This is a genomic window from Pelomonas sp. Root1217 (genome assembly GCF_001425705.1).
Lineage (GTDB): Bacteria > Pseudomonadota > Gammaproteobacteria > Burkholderiales > Burkholderiaceae_C > Pelomonas.
Genome location: NZ_LMDC01000023.1, coordinates 122,892 through 141,643 on the forward strand (window position 1 = coordinate 122,892; position 18,752 = coordinate 141,643).

Sequence of the window (18,752 nt, forward strand, 5' to 3'; positions counted from 1 at the left end):
GGCGGGGGTCAGACGCGGGGTAAATCGGAATGTCTTCGGGTGTCCAGCTGCGGATCAGGCAGTCAGCGCAACTTTCATGCGCTCAAGTCGGGCCTTGACGGAGGTGTCCAGCACCTCGTCGCCGACGACGACGCGAACGCCGCCAATCAGGCCGGGCTCCAGCTGCACATGGGCTTCGAGCTTGCGGCCGAAGCGCTTCTCCAGCGACGCCTTGAGGTCAGCGAGCTGAGCGTCGCTGATCTCATAGGCGCTGAAGATCTGCGCATCGGACACACCCGAGGCCGCGTTGGCGAGCACGTGGTACTGGGCCACGATTTCGGGCAGCGCAGCCAGGCGGCCGTTCTCGACGATGGCGCGCAGGAAGTTCTGCACACCTGAGGCGAAGTCCTGCTTGGCCGCAGCGGTCACGACCGCAACGACCTGCTCGACCTGGGCCTTGGGGTGATCGGCGAACTGGCGCAGATCGGCGTCCTGCGCCACCTGGGCCAGCGCGTCGAGCTGCTGGCCCCAAGAGGTCAGGTCTTGCGACTTGGCAACCTGGAACAGCGCTTCCGCGTAGGGGCGGGCGATGGTGGCGATCTCGGCCATTTACAGCTCCGTCTTCAGGCGAGCCAGCAGCTCGGCGTGAACGCCGGCGTTGACTTCCTTCTGCAGGATCTGCTCGGCGCCCTTGACGGCCAGCGCGGCGACCTGCTCGCGCAGGGCTTCGCGAGCGCGGGAAACCTGCTGCTCAGCATCGGCCTTGGCGGCGGCCAGGATCTTGGCGCCTTCCTCTTCGGCGCGGCCCTTGGCAGCGTCGACGATGGCGGCGGCGCGCTTCTCGGCGTCCGAGATCAGCTTGCCGGATTCAGCCTTGGTCTGAGCCAGTTCCTTGGCGATCTGCGCCTCGGCGCCGGCCAGTTCGGCTTTCGCCTTGTCTGCAGCGGACAGGCCGGCGGCGATCTTCGCGGCGCGCTCGTCGAGCGCCTTGATGATCGGCGGCCACACATACTTCATCGTGAACCCGACCAGGATCAGGAACACGATCATCTGAACGATGAGCGACGCGTTAATAAACACCTTGGTGCCTCACAGGAGTTCGAGTGCGGAAACCGCCGGGGCAAGCTTGGCCACGGCGGGTCGACAGCGTCGAATTACTTGGCGCCAGCGGCCAGGGCGGTAGCGATCTGGCCCAGGAACGGGTTGGCGGTGGCGAACCACAGGGCGATACCGGTGCCGATGATGAAGGCCGCGTCGATCAGGCCGGCCAGCAGGAACATCTTGGTCTGCAGTTCGTTCATCAGCTCGGGCTGACGAGCGGCGGACTCAAGGTACTTGCTGCCCATGATGCCGATGCCGATACAAGCACCGAAGGCGCCCAGGCCAATGATCAGACCAGCGGCGAGAGCAACAAAGCTAATGACTTCCACGATGACTCCTTAGAGGATTTAGAGAGAAAGGGTTGAGGGAAAACTGCTTGAAAAAACTGGGGACGCTCAGTGCGCGTCGTGGGCCTGGCCGATGTAGACCAGCGTCAGCATCATGAACACGAAGGCCTGCAACGTGATGATCAGGATGTGGAAGATCGCCCACACCGAGCCCGCGATGATGTGGCCGATGGCCAGGCCGATGCCCGTGGCCGACAGGCTCCAGGCGCCGCCCATCAGGGCGATCAGCATGAAGATCAGTTCGCCGGCATACATGTTGCCGAACAGCCGCATGCCGTGCGAGACGGTCTTGGCAACGAACTCGATCAGCTGCATCGCCAGATTGACCGGGTACAGCGCGACCTTGTCGCCGAACGGTGCCGAGATCAGTTCGTGAGCCCAGCCGCCAGCGCCCTTCATCTTGACGTTGTAGATCAGGCAGGTGACGAGCACGCCCAGCGACAGGCCCATGGTCATGGACAGGTCGGCGGTCGGCACGACGCGCAGGTAGGCGTGATGGTTGCCGGTGATGTTCTGCCAGATCCAGGGGAACAGGTCGACCGGGAACAAGTCCATCGCATTCATCAGGAAGATCCAGACGAACACGGTCAGGGCCAGCGGCGCGACCAGCTTGCGGCTGTTGGCGTTGTGGACGATGCCCTTCGCCTGATCGGCGACGATCTCGACGAGGATTTCGACGGCGGCTTGAAAACGGCCGGGAACGCCCGACGTGGCGGACTTCGCGGCGCGCCACAGGAAGAAGCAGCCCACCAACCCCAGCAGCACGCTGAAGAAGATCGAGTCCAGATTGACGACGGAGAAGTCGACGATGCCCTGCTGCTTGCCACTCTGCGCGTGGTTCAAGTGGTGAATGATGTATTCACCGGCGCTCGGGGCGGCTGTTTCGTGGCCTTCTGCTGCCATGTTTCGTTCTGCCTCGTCAGTTCAATCAGCGGCTGCGCCACGCAAGCACAAGCCAGTTCACTTTGATGCACACCGCGAGGGTGACCAGCAGGGCTGGCCAGCTCAGGCCCGGCACCACCTTTGGCGCCAGCACCAGCATCGCGATCGATGCACCGATTTTCAAAAATTCCCAACCCATGAATCCGGCGGCCGCGCCGACCGCTGAATCCACACGCTTCGTCATGCCCCGCGCCAGCAGCATGTTTGGCAGCACCACCGCCGCAGCGCCGTAGAGCGCCGAGGCCATGGCCACGCCGGACGCCGTCCACAGCCGGATCACGGCCACGCACAGCAAGCCCGCCACCAGTTGCATCCCCAGCACACGCCAAGGCGACAGCATCGGCAACGTGGACTTCAGCGCGGCCGCTTCCTCGGGGCTCAAGGCCTTGACGGGCGGCTCCTCGTTGTCCTCGTCCCAGCCGCCGGCCGTCGAAACAGCGGGGGGCCAGGTCTTTCGGGGGCCGTTCTCGGTCATGGCGCCAGGGTCCTGGGGTGGGCGGCTCGACCTCCAAAACTACCGGAAGCCGATTGCACCGGGATGACGCATGGGCGCCACCCAACAAAGCCACTCATTATATGTGACGAGTTACACCGGGGTAAATACGCCCCCTGTCCGGAACAGGATTCAGGCCCCGTTCAGGCGGGTGTCAGGGTCGCGGGCAAGCCCGGCACGTCGACGCGCAGTTGCAGCACGGCGCCGGCGAGCGGCTCGCGCGCCAGTTCGTCAGCGGGCCGCTTTTCGCGCGCCGTCGTGATGAAGAGGGTGTGCAGGTCGGCGCCACCAAAGGTGGGCATGGTCGGGCACGTCACGGGCAGCTCGACGCGCCGCACGACTTCGCCGCTCGGCGCGATGCGCAGCACACAGCCGCCCTCGAACATCGCGGCCCAGTAGCAACCCTCGGCATCCATCGCCGCACCATCCGGGCGGCCGCCATAGACCTCGCCCGGTGAGCGCGGCTTGAATTCGGCAAAAACGCGCGGGGACGACAGTGCGCCCGTCGCCACATCGAAGTCGGCCACGTATACGCGGTGGGCCTTGGTGTCGGACCAGTGCATGCGCCGACCGTCGGGGCTCCAGGCAAGGCCGTTGGAGGTCGTCAGGCCGGACACCTGTGCCGCGAACGCCTGGCCATCAAAGCGATAGAGCGCCGCTTCAGGCTCGCGCGCATCGGAGATGCTGCCGATCCACAGCCGTCCTGCCGGGTCGACCTTGCCGTCATTGAAACGCAGGCGCGCGGCGTCATAGGGCGGCGGGCTGACGAGTTGCTGCTCTCCGGTCGCCGGATCCAGCGCCCACAGACCATCGCGTCGTGCAACCAGCAGGCCACCGCTGGCTCGCGCCGCGATGCAGCCAGGTTCCGCATCCTGCGGCCATGCATCAGGGGCATCGGCGCCAGCGCGCCAGCGCAAGACCTGGCGGCCAGGAATGTCGACCGCGTACAGCGATTGTTCGGTGGGATGCCAGAGCGGCGATTCGCCGAGCAGGCAGCGATGGGAGCCTAGGGGCTGGATGTCTTGAGGCATCCACTCACTCTAGGCGGTTATCCGAAGTAACTCGGCCGGAAGGCGCCGAGTTCGGCTTTCAGGTAGTGGGCGCCGGGGATGGGGTTGTAGTAGAACGGCGGCACTTCCGAGAAGCCCAGGCTTTCGTAGAGGCCACGCGCGGCTTCCATGTCGTCCAGCGTGTCCAGCAGCATGGATGAGTAGCCGGCCTCGGTGGCGCGGTCCATCAGCGCCTGGGCCAGGATGCGGCCCAAGCCGAAGCGGCGAAAGGCCGGGCGCACGAACAGGCGCTTCATCTCGCAGGCGTTGGGGTAGTCGGCGTCAGGCAAGGGACGGAAGGCGCCGCTGCCCGCGATGGCACCGTCGACGGTGGCCAGCAGCATCAGGCCGCCGGGCGGCGCATAGACGCCTGGCAATCCGGCGAGTTCTTCCTCGAAGCCCTGGAAGTCGAGATCCACATCGAGGCTGTTGGCGTAGTCGCGCAGGATGAGTCGGGTCTCCTGCCAGTCCTCGGGGGACTCGGGCGTGATCAGCTGTATGTCGGGGCCGGCCATAGGCGCCGCAGTTTAGCCAGTGGGATCAGCTGGCGAATCCCAAGACTACACGTCTGGTCTTGGCACTCTTCTTCTGGTGATCACTCACGTTCGCAAAGTAAACGTGAGTGCTCCCCGAAGAAGAGCGCTTCAAGCTGCGCTTGACTGGGCAAAGCCCAGCACGACCCTGCGGGTCTTGGCGCTCTTCTTCTCAATCTTGGTGACCACCACGGCACCAATCTCGGCGGTATTCGAAACATGCGTTCCGCCGCAGGGCTGCAGGTCCACGCTCTCAACCTCCAGCACGCGAATGCGGCCCAGCCCGCGCGGAGGCTGCACGCTCATCGAGCGCACGAGACCGGGGTTGGCATCCAGCTCTTCCTCGCTGATCCAGCGGTGCCCCACCGGATGCGACTCGGCCACCAGCCGGTCCAGCCCAGCCTGGATGGCTTCCTTGTCGAAGGGCTCGTCGGTGTGGAAATCCAGCCGCGCATAGGTCTCGGTGATGGAGCAGCCGTCGACCGGATAGGGCAGCAGCGCACACAGCAGATGCGTGGCGGTGTGAAAGCGCCGGTGGGCCATGCGGCGCGCAACATCGACCTCGACGCGAACCGCAGTGCCGACAGCCGGCAGCTCGCCTTCGATCAGGTGGACGATCGCCGCCGGGTGCTCCTTGCTCTTGCGCGTGTCGGTGACGCGCCAGCGTTGCTCGTCGGCGACCAACCAACCGGTGTCCCCGGCCTGGCCGCCACCGACCGGATAGCAGACGGTGCGGTCGAGCAGCACGCCACCCTCACCCTGCGCGGTGACGGTCGCGTCGCAAGCCAGCAGCGTCGCGTCTTCGCGGAACAGATCCTCGGTCTTCATCAGCCCACCACCTCCAGCTCGACTTCACCGCGCGGCGTCGCCAGGCGCGCCTTCAGCCCGTCGCGGGCATCGAAGCCCAGCAACTGCACATCCGAGGCCGGCATGCCATCGGTGGGATGGGCCTCGCCCCATTCGATCAGCACCGGCAGCGCCTCGCGGCGCAGCCGGCGGCCGTCTTCCCGCAACGCGATGCGCCAGCGCAGATTGCCTCGAGAGGCCTCGACCGCCTCGCCGGCGTCGACGCCTTCGCCGCGCCAGTTGGCGAGCGCCGCATCCAGGTTCGGCACGCGCGACACCCAGTGGATGAGCCCCGGCCCCTGGGCCAGCCGCTCGCGCAGGGCCGGCTGGTCGAGGTCGAACCAGCGCGGCCGGCCGGGCGGTGGCGCCTCGGGATCGATCGCGATGATCTCCAGGTAGACGCGTGGATGGAGGGGGCCACTGATGTTGAGCAGGCGGTTGTGCGTGCCCATCAGCGCATGCTTGCCGCCCGGGCAGGGCGTGACACCGAGCACGCGCTCGCACCAGGCGACGCCCTCTTCCAGCGTCGCTGCGCCGACGACAAGGTGATCGAGTTCCATACTCACAGCTTCACCTGGCCATGAATCAGCGGGGTGACGTCACCGCCGATCCAGGTTCCCTCGCCATCGCGCCTCACGTGGACGCGACCCGCGCGACCGAGAGCCGCGCCCTGAGCAGCAACATAGCTGTCACCCGCCAAACCGGATGCCTGCAGCCACAGAGCCAGCCCCGCATTCAGGCTGCCGGTGACCGGGTCTTCGGGAATGCCCAGATCGGGCACGAAGGCACGCACCTCGAACTGGCATTCGCTGCCGTCCGGATGGGCGCCGACCACGCCGAGCTTGAGCCCCTGCATCGCGATGAAATCCGGCTGCAGCGCCAACACGCTGGCGGCGTCGGCCAGACGAGCGGCCATCCAGCCGGGGCCGTTGTCGACCCAGACCAGGTCGAGCAGCGCGTCCGGCGCGATGCGCAGCGCGGCAATCGCCTGTGCACGCTCTTGGGCACCCACGGCGCCGCTGCGCTGCAACGGCGGCGCGGCAAAGGCCAGGCGCGCGCCGTCGCGCTTCACGCGCACCAGGCCGATGGCGCATTGCTGCACCACCTCGCCCGGCTTCTTCGCATCGCCTCCACTGGCCAGGAAGGCATGGGCGCTGCCCAGCGTCGGATGGCCGGCGAAGGGCAGTTCGCCGCCGGGCGTGAAGATGCGCACGCGGTAGTCGGCGCCGGGGTCGGTGGGCGGCAGCAGGAAGGTCGTCTCGGACAGATTGGTCCAGCGCGCGAAGTCACTCATCTCCTCGTCGGACAGCCCCGTACCGTCGATGACGACAGCCAGGGCATTGCCCTTCAACGGGACGGCGGTGAACACATCGACCTGGGCAAAGCGGCGCAACTGAGTCATGGCTTGATCATGGCTTGAGATAAAGACCGGGGCGGACGATCTCCATGCCGCGCTGCGGCTTGGCCAGTGGCGAGAAGCCGTGGCCGGCGTAGACCGCATGGGCATCGCGGGTGAAGAGCATGAAGCGGCGCAGGCCTTGCAGGTCGGCGTGGGCGAGCAGCGTCTCGATCATCCAGTTCGCGAGGCCGCGGCCGCGGTGGGCATCCAGGACATAGACGTCGCAGAGGTAGGCGAAGGTCGTCCGGTCGGTCACGACGCGGGCAAAGCCGACCTGGCCCTGCCCTTCGGCCAGCAGCGCGATGCACAGCGAGTTCGCAATCGAGCGCTCGACGAGGGCCAGCGGGATGCCCTCGGACCAGTAGGCGCCGACGAGAAAGGCGTGGGCTGCCCGGGCGTCGATGTCCTCGGGCGCAAAGCTGAGCCGGTAGCCATCGTGCTGCATCAGGGCGCGTGCTCCGCCACCGGCTCCAACGCCTCGTGCAGCACCCGGCCCAGCTTCTCGACGCCGTCGCGGATCAGGTCGGGCGTGAGCGTGACGAAGGACAGGCGCAGCGTGCGCGGGTCGGGCTGGTGGGCGTAGAAGGCTGCACCCGGCACGTAGGCGATGCCGGCGTCCACGGCCTTGGGCAGCAGGGCCATGGCGTCCAGGCCTTCCGGCAGGCGGATCCAGAAGAACATGCCGCCCTGGGGCGACAGGTAGTCGCAACCCGGCGGCAGGTGCTCGCGCAGCGCTTCGGCCATGGCGTCGCGGTTGGCCTTGTACAGGGCGCGGATGGTGGGGATGTGGTTGTCCAGGAAACCGTCGCGGATGACCTCGTGCACGACGCGCTGGTTGAAGCCCGGCGTGTGCAGGTCGGCGGCCTGCTTGGCCTGCAGCAGCTTTGGATACAGCTCGGGCGGAGCGATCAAATAGCCCAGGCGGAAGCCCGGCGTCAGCACCTTGGAGAAGGAGCCGAGGTAGAGCGAGCCTTCCGGCCACAGGCTGGACAGCGCGGCCGGCGGCGGCTCGTCGAACCAGAGATCGCCGTAGGGGTTGTCCTCGACGATGGGCACGCCGGCGCGGCGGGAGGCCTCGACGACCTCGACACGCCGCTGCGCGCCCATGACGCGGCCGGTCGGGTTCTGGTAGTTGGGCAGCAGATAGCTGAAGCGCGTGCCCGGCGCGTCATGCGGCAGCGCCGCGATGGCCTCAGGGCGCGGGCCCTGGTCGTCGCTGGCCAGGCTCGCAAAGATGGGCTCGAAAGGCGTGAATGCCTGCAGGGCGCCGAGATAGGTGGGCGTTTCCACGGCCACCGGCGCGCCGGCGTCGCACAGGATCTTGCCCACCAGGTCCAGGCCCTGCTGGGAACCGCTGGTGACCAGCACCTGGTCGGGCGTGACCTTCATGCCCAGTGAAGCGACTCGCGCCGCCACCCATTCGCGCAGCGGCGCAAAGCCCTCGCTGGCGGCGTACTGCAGGGCCTCGCGCGGGTTCCTGCTCAGCACGCGGTCACAGGCGGCCTTCAGCGCGTCGACCGGAAAGGTGTCCGCGCTCGGCAGGCCGCCGGCCATGGACAGGATGCCCGGCTTCTCGGTGACCTTGAGGATCTCGCGAATGATGGATGGGTTCATTCGCGCGGCGCGGCGCGCCTGGGTCCAGACGGTGGTCATGGTGGTTACGTGGGATTTCAAAGGAGTCAGCCTAGCATCCAGTCGACGGCGACACGGGCCTGCAAATCGGTGGAGTCAAACAATGGCAGGGCGGCGTTGGAACCTGTAGGCAGCAGCAGGCCCAGCTCGGTGCAGCCAAGAATGGCGGCCTGCGCGCCGCGGTCGGCCAGGGCCGCAACCTGGCCGCGCAGGGCCTCGCGCGAGGCCGGTTCGAAGCGGCCGCGGCACAGTTCCTCGTAGATCAGGCGGTGCACCTCGGTGCGGCCAACCTCGTCGGGCGCGATGACCTCGATGCCGAAACGGGTCTTCATGCGCTCGCGGTAGAAGCCCTGCTCCATCGTGAAGCGCGTGGCCAGCAGGCCGGCGCGCTTCACGCCGGCTGCGCGCAGCGCCTCCGCAGTCGCGTCGACGATGTGCAGCACCGGCAGGCCGGCCGCCTGTTCAATCTCGGTGGCGACGAGGTGCATGGTGTTGGTTGCGATCAGCAGCGCCTCGGCACCGGCACGCTTCAAGCCGGCGGCGGCTTCACCCAGCACGCGGGCGGCTTCGGCCCATTGGCCGGCCGACTGCATGGCGGCGATGGGCGCGAAGTCGACGCTGTGCAGCACGAGCTGGGCGCTGTGCAGGCCGCCCAGCCGCGCCGCCACGCCGCGGTTGATCAACGCGTACAGATGCTGGGTGGACTCCCAGCTCATGCCACCCAGGATGCCCAGCGTCTTCATGCCGCACCCGCCAGGTTCATGCGCCAGCCCCGTGCCGGCCTGGCCTCGACGCTGCGCTTGGGCACCGGCTGCAGCAACTGGAAGGCGGCTTCCGGCCACGCCTCGACAACCACCTCCTGGCCGGCCGCCAGCGTCAAGCCTTCGCCGGCGCACAGCCAATGGTCATCCGTGCCACCGGACACCGTCAGCCACAGCCGGCCACTCGTGACGACGAGGCGGCGCGGCGCAGCCACGGCAGCCAAGGTCAGCGCCTGGCCGGGCACGAGTTGGGTGGTGAAACGGTCGTTCATGGCAAGCCTCCTTCAGTGAACCGGTTGCCGCTTGCCCAGCCACACGACCGCGAGCACGGCGACGGCGAAGACCACGGTCATCGCGTCCAGCCGCTCACCCAGCAAGGGCACCGCGAACAGCATGGACAAGAAAGGTTGCAGCACCTGCACCTGGCTGACCCGCATCGTGCCGCCCAGCGCCAGACCGCGGTACCAGGCGAAGAAGCCGATCCACATCGACACCAGCGACACATAGGCAAAGCCGCCCCAGGCCGAGGCCGCCACCGGCGCGGTCGGCCGCGTCAGCGCGGCCAGCGGCACGGTCAGGGGCAGGCTGATGACCAGCACCCAGCAGATCACCTGCTCGGCCGTCATGGACCTGGTGAGCCTGGCGCCGCTGACATAGCCGGCGGACGCGCAGAGCACGGCGCCCAGCAGCAAGCCGTCCGCCAGTTCCAGCCCACCGGCGCCACGCCAGGCCGCGAAGCCAATCACCAGCGCCAACCCCGCCAACGCGCAGGCCCAGAAGCCCAGGCTCGGCCGCTGGCGCAGCACCGGCGCAGCGATGACGGCCGTGGCCAGCGGCAGCACGCCGGACACGACGGAGGCATGCACGGCATCCACATGCCGCACCGCAAAGCCCAGCAGCAGCGGCCAGCCGAACACCACGCCGGCGGCCGTGAAGCCCAGCAGCCGCCATTCGCCGCCGCGCGGCCGGCGCGCGCCGGTGGCCAGCAGATAGGCCACCGACAGCAGCCCTGCCACCACCGCGCGGCCGAAGGCAACAAAGGCCGGGTCGAGCTGCGGAAGCGCAGCGCTGCCACCGGCCAGGCGCGTCATCGGGATGCTGAGCGCAAACATCAGCACGCCGGCCGCGCCGAGCAGCAAGCCCCGTGTGGCATCGGAGGTGGTGGTCGTCGAGACCGTGGTGGACGTGGAAAACCCTGACATGGATTCAGTCTGAGGCATGACACCGATACAGAACCAGTACAGTCGGCCAGCCACACCACGAATCTGTACTGCCATGCCCACCGGTACACACCCGCCCCTGCAGCGCGGCGCCAGCCTGCCGTTGGCCGGCCAACTGGCCGAGCGCTACGCCCAGCGCATCCGCGAGCGCCTGCTGCTGCCCGGCGCCCGCCTGCCTTCGGTGCGCGACTGCGCGCGCCAGCACGGCGTCAGCCCGCACACCGTCGTGGCCGCCTACGACCAGCTGCAGGCCGCCGGGCTGCTGGAGGCGCGCCAGCAGCGCGGCTTCTTCGTGCGTGACAGCCGGCCTGCCACCGCCCGGGCCACGGCCCGCGCGCCCGCCATGGCCATGCCGCGCCAGGCGCCCATGGACGCCACCGCGCTGATCCGCGGCATGTTCGAGGCCGACGCGGCGCGCTCGCCCGGCCTGGGCACGCTGCCGGCCGACTGGCTGGACCCGACGCTGCTGCAGTCGGCCCTGCGCCGCCTGAACGCGGCCGACGCTCTCGGCCTGCAGGTCAGCTACGGCGACCCGAGCGGCGACGCCCGCCTGCGCGCGGCCCTCGGCCAGCGCCTGCACGACCTGGGCATCCACGCCACCCCGGCGCAGATCCTGACGACCAACGGCGCCACCCACGCGCTGGACCTCATCATCCGCACCCAGCTGCAGCCGGGCGATGCCGTGCTGGTCGACGACCCCGGCTGGGCCATCATGTTTGCCCGCCTGAGCCAGGCCGGCATCCGCCTGCTGCCCGTGCCGCGCAGTGCCCAAGGGCCGGACCTGGAAGTGCTCCACGCGCTGGCCGCCGCGCATTCGCCGCGCGCCTACCTGACCGTGTCCGTGCTGCACAACCCGACCGGCCACAGCCTCAACCTGGCCGGCGCCCACAAGCTGCTGCGCCTGGCCGACGAACATGACTTCTTCATCGTCGAGGACGACAGCTACGGCTTCCTCGCCCCGGAGCACCTGCCGCGCCTGGCGGCCCTGGACGGCCTGCGCCGCGTGACCTATGTGTCGGGATTCTCCAAGGTGCTGACGCCGGCCTGGCGCGTCGGCTACCTGGCCGCTGCGCCCGAGCGCCTGCGCGCGCTGACCGACACCAAGCTGCTCGACGGCCTGACCAGCTCGCCGGTGCTGGAGCGTGCCGTGGCGCTGTGCCTGGAACAGGGGCGCCTGCGCCGCCACGCCCAGCGCCTGCGCGAACGCCTGGCCACGGCGCGCCAGCGCGTCTCGGCGCTCGCGGGCAAGCAGGGCTTTGCCTGGGCCGCGCCGCCGGACGGCCTGTTCGGCTGGCTGGACGTCGGTGTCGACACCGAGCGCCTGGCCCAGCCGCTGCTGGACGCCGGCTGGCTGACGGCGCCCGGCGCCCTCTTCAGCGCCACGCGCTGCCCGGGCTCGCTGATGCGCGTCAACATGGCCACCTCGCAGGACCCGACCTTCTGGCGCGCGCTGCGCGCCTGCGTGGATGCCTTGCAAGGCCGGGCGGCGCCCCCCTAGGGTCATCCCACCTCGTTCGTCTGGCTCGCACGCCGCAGGGTCTGCGAGCCGACTTCGGCGGCCTGCAGGGCTGACAAAAAGTTCTCGCCGAGCGAGGGTTTGTTCGCCGGCCGGGCAGACCGTGGACGGCAGAATCCGGGCGCCGCGAAATCCTTTCAGCGGCCCTCCGGCGGCCATGACAGACTCCTTGAAATTTCTCGTTGTAGACCCCCTGGCCGGCGTGCAGACCTTTGCACGCCAACTGCTGCAAAGCCGCGGTTTCGCCGCTGACAACATCCTGTGCTGCGCCGACACCGACGCCGCCCTGGCCCAGGGCCTGCTCTTCAAGCCGCATTTCCTGATCACCGACTGGTTCGCCAAGGCGCCGCTGAGCGGCATCCAGCTCTACCAGCGCCTGCGCGAGGTGCAGCCGTCGCTGCACCTGTCCCTGCTGAGCTTCGAGGTGACGCCCGAGCACCAGTTCGAGGCCGAGGCCCACGGTGCCGACTTCCTGCTCAAGAAGCCCTTCACCGCCGAGCAGCTCAAGGCGGAGATGACGCGCTCCCTCGAGGCCCTGGCCAAGCGCTTGCCCGGCCTGCACGGCCAGGTCCGCGAGGTGATGCGCACGGCCAAGCCAGCGCCCCGGCCGGTAATGCCGGTCATGGCGCCCCTGCCCATCATCAAGCCGGGCGACAAGGTGCGCTTCAACGGTGCCGTGCACGTGGCCCAGTACGTCGTGCACCGCCATGGCGAGACGGTGGTGCAGCTCAAGGGCCAGGGCGAACTCGTCCCGCTCGAGAAACTGCAGCGCGCCTAGACGATCACCACCAACAGCATCAGCAGCGGATAAGGCAGCGCCACCGTCGGGCGCAGCGCACTCTTCAGGTACTGCGACATCAATCCCGCGCCACGCGGCCGGCTGGCGAGCCAGTCGCTGTGCAACTGCATCGCCACCACGCCTTCGCCCGACTTCAGTCCCGCCTCGACAGCGAGCAGGCGATCACCCAGCCGCCCCTGAAAGGTCTTGAGCACGCCTTCCTGCAGCCACAGCAGAGCCAGCAGGGCCAGCGCCAGCGTGTTGTCCGGCACCAGCACGGTGGCGGCAAAGGCCACCAGCTTCACGCTCAGGGCCAGCGCCTCGTAGCGCTCGTGCTGGGACTGCAGGGCCAGCCATTCCTGGTGCAAGGCGTTCACTTCGCCTCCAGGATTTCCCAGCGCTCCATCAGCGTCAGCAATTCGGCATCGATGTCGGCGGCGCGGTCGGTCACCTCGGCGATGCGGGTCGCGCCTTGCGCGTACAGCTCACTGCCGGCCAGCAGCGCGTTCAGCTGCTTCTGCTCGGCCTCCAATGCGGCGATCTGCTTGGGGATCTCGTCGAGCTCGCGCTGCTCCTTGTAGCTGAGCTTGCGCTTGGTCGCGACGACCAGCGCCGGTTCAGGTGCGGGTGGTGGCGGCGTCGGCGCCGCGGCAGGCTTGGGCGCCGCCTGCGCCTGCAGGGCCGCCGCGCGCCGGGACTGCGTCAGCCAGTCCTGCACGCTGCCCTCGTACTCGCGCCAGCGCGCTTCGCCCTCGTAGACGATGGTCGACGTGACGACGTTGTCCAGGAAGCGCCGGTCGTGGCTGACGAGGAAGACCGTGCCGTCGTAGTCGGCCAGCAGTTCCTCCAGCAGCTCCAGCGTCTCGATGTCGAGGTCGTTGGTGGGCTCGTCCAGCACCAGCACATTGGCCGGCCGCGCGAACAGGCGCGCCAGCAGCAGGCGGTTGCGCTCGCCGCCCGACAGCGTGCGCACCGGCGAGTTGGCACGTGCCGGCGAGAACAGGAAGTCGCCGAGGTAGCTCTTGACGTGCTTCTTCTGGTTGCCGATCTCGATCCACTCCGAGCCGGGGCTGATGGTGTCGGCCAGCGTCGCGTCGAGGTTGAGCGTGTCGCGCATCTGGTCGAAGTAGGCGACCGTCATCTTGGAACCCAGGCGCACGCTGCCGCTGTCCGGCGGAAGCTCGCCGAGAATCATCTTCAGCAGCGTCGTCTTGCCGGCGCCGTTGGGGCCGATCAGGCCGACCTTGTCGCCGCGCAGGATGGTGGACGTGAAGCCGCGCACGATGGCACGCTCGCCGTAGCTCTTGGACACGTCCTCCAGCTCCGCGACGATCTTGCCGCTGGCGCCGCCGGTGTCGATGTCCAGCCTGACCTTGCCCTGCACGTCGCGCCGCGCGGCATGAGCCTGGCGCATGGCCTCCAGGCGCTGGATGCGCGCCACCGAACGCGTGCGACGCGCCTCGACGCCCTTGCGGATCCAGACCTCTTCCTGCGCCAGCAGCTTGTCGAAGCGGGCGTTGAACAGCGCCTCGTTCTCCAGCTCATAGGCCTTGGCGGCCTGGAAGGCGGCGTAGTTGCCCGGGTAGCCGCGCAGCTGGCCGCGGTCCAGCTCGACGATGCGGTTGGCCACGTTGTCGAGGAACGCCCGGTCGTGGGTGATCAGCAGCAGCGAGCCCTTGAAGTCGTTCAGCAGGCCTTCCAGCCAGGTGATGGCGTCCAGGTCCAGGTGGTTGGTGGGCTCGTCCAGCAGCAGCACGTCCGGCTGCGCGACCAGCGCCCGGCCCAGCGCGACCCGCTTCTTCAGGCCGCCGGACAGCGTGCTCACCAGGCGTGAGCCGTCCAGGCCCAGGCGGTGGAGGGTCTCCTCGACGCGCTGCTCCCAGTTCCAGGCGCCGATGTGCTCGATGCGCTCCTGCACCCAGGCCAGGTCGTCGTTCTCGTCATGGATCTCGTAGCGTTCGCGCAGCGCCTTGTGCTCGGCCACGCCCTCGCTGATGACATCAAAGATGGTCGCGTCGCCGCGCAGCTCGGGCTCCTGCGGCACATAGACGTTGGTCAGGCCTTGCTGCTGCTGCAGCAGGCCGTCGTCGAGCTTCTCGAGGCCGGCAAGGATCTTCAGCAACGAGGACTTGCCCGTGCCGTTGCGGCCGATGAGGCCGACGCGCTCGCCGACTTCGAGGGAAAAGCCGGCACCGTCGAGCAGCGCGACGTGGCCGAAAGCGAGGTGGGCGTTGGTGAGGGAGAGGACTGCCATCCCTCGATTGTCCCTCGGCGGTTCAAACGGCCCTCAGCGACGGCGTTGCCGACAGATGGGCCTGCACCTGCTCCATGACGGCCGGGTCGCTGAGCAGGCGGCGGTGGCCGAGGTTCTCGGTGACGTGCAGGCGGCCGGCGCTCAGACCGGCGAGCAGGGTCTCGCTGCCGGCGATGGGCGCCGTGAGGTCTCCGCGGTCGTGCACCAGCAACGTCGGCTGGTTCACGCGCAAGGCCAGCCAGCCGGGCTCGAAATGCCCCAGCGACGCACCCTCGCGCTGCTCGAAATGGCCGCGCATGCGCGCCGCCAGGCCCTCGCCCGTGCCCATGGCCTGGGCGAACCAGCGCAGGAACTGCCAGGGCGCCGGCGCCAGCGCGACCAGCGCCGCACGCCGCACCGGCAGGCCGCGCGCCAGCGCATGGGACATGGCCATCGCGCCGAGTGAATGCGCGACGACACCGTCCCAGGGACCGAAGCGCGCCGTGACGGCAAAGATCGCCCTCACCCACTGCAGCAGATTGCTGCGCCAGCCGCTGCTGCGGCCATGGGCCGGCAGGTCCAGCAGCACCGGCTCGAACCCCGCCGCCGCCAGCGTGTCGGCCAGCGGCCGCATCTGTTGGGCGTCGCCGGCCCAGCCGTGGGTCAGCAACACCTTGGGCCGGCCCGGCTCGATGTCGCGGCGCTCCCAGACACTGACATGGCCGCCCTCGAAGGGCAGCTGGCGCTCCACCCAGGGCCGTGGCACGGCGCGCGAGCGGGCCAGCCATTTGGTCGGCATCGGCGTGAAGAACAGGCCCAGCGCGACCCGCGTGCCGAGGCTGGGCGAGACATGCTGCAGGCCGCGCAGCAGGGCGGCGACGCCGCGTGCGGCCGGGGAGGCAAAGAAGGCGGCGGCGGGATTGTGGGTGCTCATCGCTGTGGCTCCTGATTTCGCACGATCGTGCGACGTTTTGGCAAAAAAAATCAACTCGGGCTGGCGGGGCTTCTGGCGGCGGCCAGCATGCGCTCCCAGGCCTTGATGCCGCGCGCGTGGACCAGGGGGTCGCGCAGGAAGCGAGTGTCGCGCAGCAGGCCGGTGAAGAGGGCGTCCATCTCGAAGACGAACTGCTCGACGTCGAGGTCGGCGCGCAGATGGCCGGCCTCGATGGCCTGCAGAACGGTGCGGCGCAGCGCCACGCGCAATCTCAGCACGCCGTCGAGGAGCTGGTCACGCACCGGACCCTCGCGGTCGTCGTATTCGAAGGCTCCCGCCGTGTAGAGACAGGAGCGCGTGCGATCGGTGTTGGTGGCGCGCGCCAGCCAGCGGCGCATGATGAGGTCCAGCCGCGGCAGGCCGCGCGGCTCGCGCATGGCGGGCACGAAAACGTCCTGCTGGAAGCGCCGGTCGTACTCCAGCAGCACGGCCACCTGCAGCTGCTCGCGCGAGCCGACGCGCGAGAACACGCCGCTCTTGGACAGCTCCAGGCGCTTGGCCAACTCACCGATTGACAGGCTCTCCAGCCCGCCTTCGGAGGCCATGGCCAGGGCGGCATCGATGATGGCGGCCAGCGTGGTTTCGGCGCGTTCGCTGCGGGTTTCCATGCCCGCAATTTAGCACGATCGTGCGAGACCCTGTCTATTTGGAGGTCACTGCGCCGGGCATGTGCTGGTCCACGGCGTCCAGCACCTCCTCGGGCTCGTCGGACTCGGCGGGCGTCTCGTTGTTCAGCACCGCCTGCATGCGCGCCGTGTCGAGGTCGCCCGTCCACTTGCCGACGACGACGGTGGCAACGCCATTGCCGATCAGATTGGTCAGCGCCCGTGCCTCGGACATGAAGCGGTCGATGCCCAGGATGAGCGCCAGCCCCGCCACCGGCACGCCGCCCACCGCCGACAGCGTCGCTGCCAGCACGATGAAGCCGCTGCCCGTCACGCCGGCCGCGCCCTTGCTGGTGAGCAGCAGCACGCCCAGCAGCGTGAGCTGCTGTGTCAGCGTCATCGGCGTGTCCGTCGCCTGGGCGATGAAGACGGCGGCCATCGTCAGGTAGATGGAGGTGCCGTCGAGGTTGAAGGAATAGCCGGTCGGGATGACGAGGCCGACGGTGGACTTGCGCACGCCCAGGTTCTCGAGCTTGGCCATCATGCGCGGCAGCACCGACTCGCTGGACGAGGTGCCCAGCACGATGAAAAGTTCTTCCTTGATGTACTTGATGAACTTCCACACGGAGAAGCCGTGCAGCCTGGCGATGGTGCCCAGCACGATGAAGATGAAGATCAGGCAGGTGGCATAGAAGGTGCCCATCAGCTTGGCCAGCGAGATCAGCGAGCCGACGCCGTACTTGCCGATGGTGAAGGCCATCGCGCCGAAGGCGCCGATGGGCGCGATCTTCATGATCATGCCGACGATGGCGAACAGCACATGCGAGGTCTTCTCGATGCCGTCGAACACCAGCGTGCCGCGGCCGCCGAAGCGGTGCAGCGCGAAACCGAACAGCAGCGAGAACAGCAGCACCTGCAGCATCTCGCCCTTGGCAAAGGCGTCCACCACCGTGGTCGGGATGATGGCCAGCAGGAAGTCCACCGTGCCCTGCAGCTTGCCTGGGCCGGTGTAGGCGGCAATGCCCTTGGTGTCCAGCGTCTTGGGGTCCACATGCATGCCCTCGCCGGGCTGCAACACGTTGACGACGATGAGGCCGACGATGAGGGCGATGCTCGACACGATCTCGAAGTACAGCAGCGCATAGCCGCCGGTCTTGCCGACGCGCTTCATGTCCTCCATGCCCGCGATGCCCACCACCACCGTGCAGAAGATGATGGGCGCGATGATCATCTTGATCAGCTTGATGAAGCCGTCACCCAACGGCTTCAGGGCCTCACCTGTCTGCGGCCAGAAATGCCCCACGACGACGCCGATGACGATGGCCGTGATGACCTGGGCGTAGAGGGAGCGATAGATGGGCGGGCGCCCGGTGGCAGCTTGCATGCGCGTCTCCAACAGTTCTTCGAGCGGAACTGGCTTCGGCGGCAGCTTAGGTGCGAAGGTCGGCGGCGGCGACTGTGGCTTCCCACAAGAATTGCAAAGCCGGCGCCAGACCCCCTAGAACAATTGGCTGGCGTGGTGGCGCAGGTGGTCGGCCATGAAGCTGGCGATGAAGTAGTAGCCGTGGTCGTAGCCGGCATGGCGGCGCAGCGTCAAGGGCTGGCCCTTGGCAGCGCAGGCGGCCTCGAAGGCCTCGGGGTGCAGTTGCTCGGCCAGGAACTTGTCGGCCAGGCCCTGGTCGATGAGGATGCCCTGCGGGTAGGGCGCACTGGCCTGCGACTGCATCAGCGCGCTGGCGTCGTGGGCCGCCCAGGCGGCGCGGTCTTCGCCCAGATAGCCGCTGAAGGCCTTGCGCCCCCACGGGCAGCGCATCGGCGCCGCGATGGGCGCAAAGGCCGACAACGACGCGAAGCGGCCCGGGTGGCGCAGCGCCAGCGTCAGCGCGCCGTGTCCGCCCATGGAGTGGCCGAACAGGCCGACGCGCGCCAGCCCCGTCTCGCCCTGCACCGCGGGCAGCAACTCCTTCATCAGCCAGCTTTCCATGCGCCAGTGCTGCGCCCAGGGCGGCTGCGTCGCATCCAGACAGAAGCCCGCGCCAACGCCGAAGTCCCAGGCGTCGCTCTCGCCCGGAACGCCGGCGCCGCGCGGGCTGGTGTCCGGCGTCAACAGGGTCAGGCCCAGCTCGGCCGCAACGGCCTGGGCGCCGGCCTTCATGGCGAAGGTCTCTTCGGTGCAGGTGAGGCCCGCCAGGAAGACCAGCAGCGCCCGCGGCTCGGGCGGCAGGAAGAGGCCGAAGCGCATCGGCAGGCCGATCTCGGCCGAGTCGTGCTGGCAAAAGCGCTGGGTGCCGCCAAAGCAGCGGTGTTCGTTCAGGATCTGCATC

At 68.5% G+C, this 18,752-nt stretch carries 23 protein-coding genes; 2 read left to right on the forward strand and 21 right to left on the reverse strand.

All coding sequences use genetic code 11. From position 1 onward, the window contains the following. Positions 1-54 precede the first annotated feature (54 nt). From ASC95_RS14890 to ASC95_RS14960, 15 genes are all read right to left on the reverse strand, one after another. Complete coding sequence (locus ASC95_RS14890; RefSeq protein WP_057298510.1) at positions 55-588, reverse strand: F0F1 ATP synthase subunit delta; 534 nt, start codon at positions 586-588, stop codon at positions 55-57. Continuing rightward, positions 589-1,059 carry a F0F1 ATP synthase subunit B gene (locus tag ASC95_RS14895; RefSeq protein WP_057298511.1) on the reverse strand — a complete coding sequence of 157 codons (471 nt, stop codon included), beginning with the start codon at positions 1,057-1,059 and terminating at the stop codon, positions 589-591. A 74-nt stretch (positions 1,060-1,133) separates the two neighbouring features. Next, the gene (gene atpE, locus ASC95_RS14900; RefSeq protein ID WP_056205553.1) at positions 1,134-1,409 is read right to left on the reverse strand and encodes a F0F1 ATP synthase subunit C; all 276 of its coding nucleotides are present in this window, start codon (positions 1,407-1,409) and stop codon (positions 1,134-1,136) included. 66 nt (positions 1,410-1,475) lie between these two features. Continuing rightward, positions 1,476-2,330 carry a F0F1 ATP synthase subunit A gene (atpB, locus tag ASC95_RS14905; protein ID WP_057298512.1) on the reverse strand — a complete coding sequence of 285 codons (855 nt, stop codon included), beginning with the start codon at positions 2,328-2,330 and terminating at the stop codon, positions 1,476-1,478. 25 nt (positions 2,331-2,355) lie between these two features. After that, a complete protein-coding gene (locus tag ASC95_RS14910; RefSeq protein WP_057298513.1) occupies positions 2,356-2,844 on the reverse strand; it encodes an ATP synthase subunit I in 489 nt (162 codons plus the stop codon). Between the two features lie 161 nt (positions 2,845-3,005). Next, positions 3,006-3,893 (reverse strand): SMP-30/gluconolactonase/LRE family protein, encoded by an 888-nt coding sequence (locus tag ASC95_RS14915; protein WP_057298514.1) that lies wholly within the window; start codon positions 3,891-3,893, stop codon positions 3,006-3,008. A gap of 17 nt (positions 3,894-3,910) precedes the next feature. After that, the gene (locus ASC95_RS14920) at positions 3,911-4,426 is read right to left on the reverse strand and encodes a GNAT family N-acetyltransferase (RefSeq protein WP_057298515.1); all 516 of its coding nucleotides are present in this window, start codon (positions 4,424-4,426) and stop codon (positions 3,911-3,913) included. A gap of 129 nt (positions 4,427-4,555) precedes the next feature. Next, positions 4,556-5,272 (reverse strand): alanyl-tRNA editing protein, encoded by a 717-nt coding sequence (locus tag ASC95_RS14925; RefSeq protein WP_057298516.1) that lies wholly within the window; start codon positions 5,270-5,272, stop codon positions 4,556-4,558. Further along, positions 5,272-5,850, reverse strand: coding sequence for a VOC family protein (locus ASC95_RS14930; RefSeq protein WP_082567818.1), 579 nt, complete (start codon positions 5,848-5,850; stop codon positions 5,272-5,274). Before ASC95_RS14930 ends, ASC95_RS14925 begins: the two co-directional genes overlap by 1 nt. 2 nt (positions 5,851-5,852) lie before the next feature. Beyond that, positions 5,853-6,692, reverse strand: coding sequence for a PhzF family phenazine biosynthesis protein (locus ASC95_RS14935; protein ID WP_200960149.1), 840 nt, complete (start codon positions 6,690-6,692; stop codon positions 5,853-5,855). Between the two features lie 7 nt (positions 6,693-6,699). Further along, entirely contained in the window at positions 6,700-7,134 is a 435-nt protein-coding gene (locus tag ASC95_RS14940) for a GNAT family N-acetyltransferase (protein WP_057298518.1), read from the reverse strand. After that, positions 7,134-8,342, reverse strand: coding sequence for a PLP-dependent aminotransferase family protein (locus ASC95_RS14945; protein ID WP_057298519.1), 1,209 nt, complete (start codon positions 8,340-8,342; stop codon positions 7,134-7,136). The genes ASC95_RS14940 and ASC95_RS14945 overlap by 1 nt, the downstream gene beginning before the upstream one ends. 26 nt (positions 8,343-8,368) lie before the next feature. After that, a complete protein-coding gene (locus ASC95_RS14950) occupies positions 8,369-9,064 on the reverse strand; it encodes an aspartate/glutamate racemase family protein (RefSeq protein ID WP_057298520.1) in 696 nt (231 codons plus the stop codon). Beyond that, on the reverse strand, positions 9,061-9,354 hold the full coding sequence (locus ASC95_RS14955; protein ID WP_057298521.1) for a DUF2917 domain-containing protein: 294 nt from the start codon (positions 9,352-9,354) through the stop codon (positions 9,061-9,063). The genes ASC95_RS14950 and ASC95_RS14955 overlap by 4 nt, the downstream gene beginning before the upstream one ends. Before the next feature lie 12 nt (positions 9,355-9,366). Beyond that, positions 9,367-10,284, reverse strand: a complete 918-nt coding sequence (locus tag ASC95_RS14960; RefSeq protein WP_057298522.1) for a DMT family transporter — start codon at positions 10,282-10,284, stop codon at positions 9,367-9,369. Positions 10,285-10,357: 73 nt separating this feature from the next. On the opposite strand from ASC95_RS14960, the gene ASC95_RS14965 reads away from it, so the two are divergent. Together ASC95_RS14965 and ASC95_RS14970 are read left to right on the forward strand one after the other, a co-directional pair. Further along, positions 10,358-11,800: a PLP-dependent aminotransferase family protein gene (locus ASC95_RS14965; RefSeq protein WP_057298523.1), complete on the forward strand. Its 1,443-nt coding sequence runs from the start codon at positions 10,358-10,360 to the stop codon at positions 11,798-11,800. Positions 11,801-11,987: 187 nt separating this feature from the next. Then, positions 11,988-12,596: a response regulator gene (locus tag ASC95_RS14970; RefSeq protein ID WP_162250783.1), complete on the forward strand. Its 609-nt coding sequence runs from the start codon at positions 11,988-11,990 to the stop codon at positions 12,594-12,596. Here ASC95_RS14970 and ASC95_RS14975 read toward each other — a convergent pair. The 6 genes from ASC95_RS14975 to fghA all read right to left on the reverse strand — a co-directional run bounded on the left by ASC95_RS14975 (position 12,593) and on the right by fghA (position 18,751). Then, positions 12,593-12,973, reverse strand: coding sequence for a hypothetical protein (locus ASC95_RS14975; RefSeq protein ID WP_057298525.1), 381 nt, complete (start codon positions 12,971-12,973; stop codon positions 12,593-12,595). The genes ASC95_RS14970 and ASC95_RS14975 overlap by 4 nt on opposite strands. Next, positions 12,970-14,850 (reverse strand): ATP-binding cassette domain-containing protein, encoded by a 1,881-nt coding sequence (locus tag ASC95_RS14980; RefSeq protein ID WP_057298526.1) that lies wholly within the window; start codon positions 14,848-14,850, stop codon positions 12,970-12,972. Before ASC95_RS14980 ends, ASC95_RS14975 begins: the two co-directional genes overlap by 4 nt. A gap of 22 nt (positions 14,851-14,872) precedes the next feature. After that, positions 14,873-15,763 (reverse strand): alpha/beta fold hydrolase, encoded by an 891-nt coding sequence (locus tag ASC95_RS14985; RefSeq protein ID WP_057298527.1) that lies wholly within the window; start codon positions 15,761-15,763, stop codon positions 14,873-14,875. A gap of 50 nt (positions 15,764-15,813) precedes the next feature. Beyond that, complete coding sequence (locus ASC95_RS14990; RefSeq protein WP_057298528.1) at positions 15,814-16,431, reverse strand: TetR/AcrR family transcriptional regulator; 618 nt, start codon at positions 16,429-16,431, stop codon at positions 15,814-15,816. A 34-nt stretch (positions 16,432-16,465) separates the two neighbouring features. Further along, the gene (locus ASC95_RS14995) at positions 16,466-17,812 is read right to left on the reverse strand and encodes a dicarboxylate/amino acid:cation symporter (protein WP_057299035.1); all 1,347 of its coding nucleotides are present in this window, start codon (positions 17,810-17,812) and stop codon (positions 16,466-16,468) included. A 114-nt stretch (positions 17,813-17,926) separates the two neighbouring features. Beyond that, a complete protein-coding gene (fghA, locus tag ASC95_RS15000) occupies positions 17,927-18,751 on the reverse strand; it encodes an S-formylglutathione hydrolase (protein WP_057298529.1) in 825 nt (274 codons plus the stop codon). Position 18,752 lies beyond the last annotated feature (1 nt).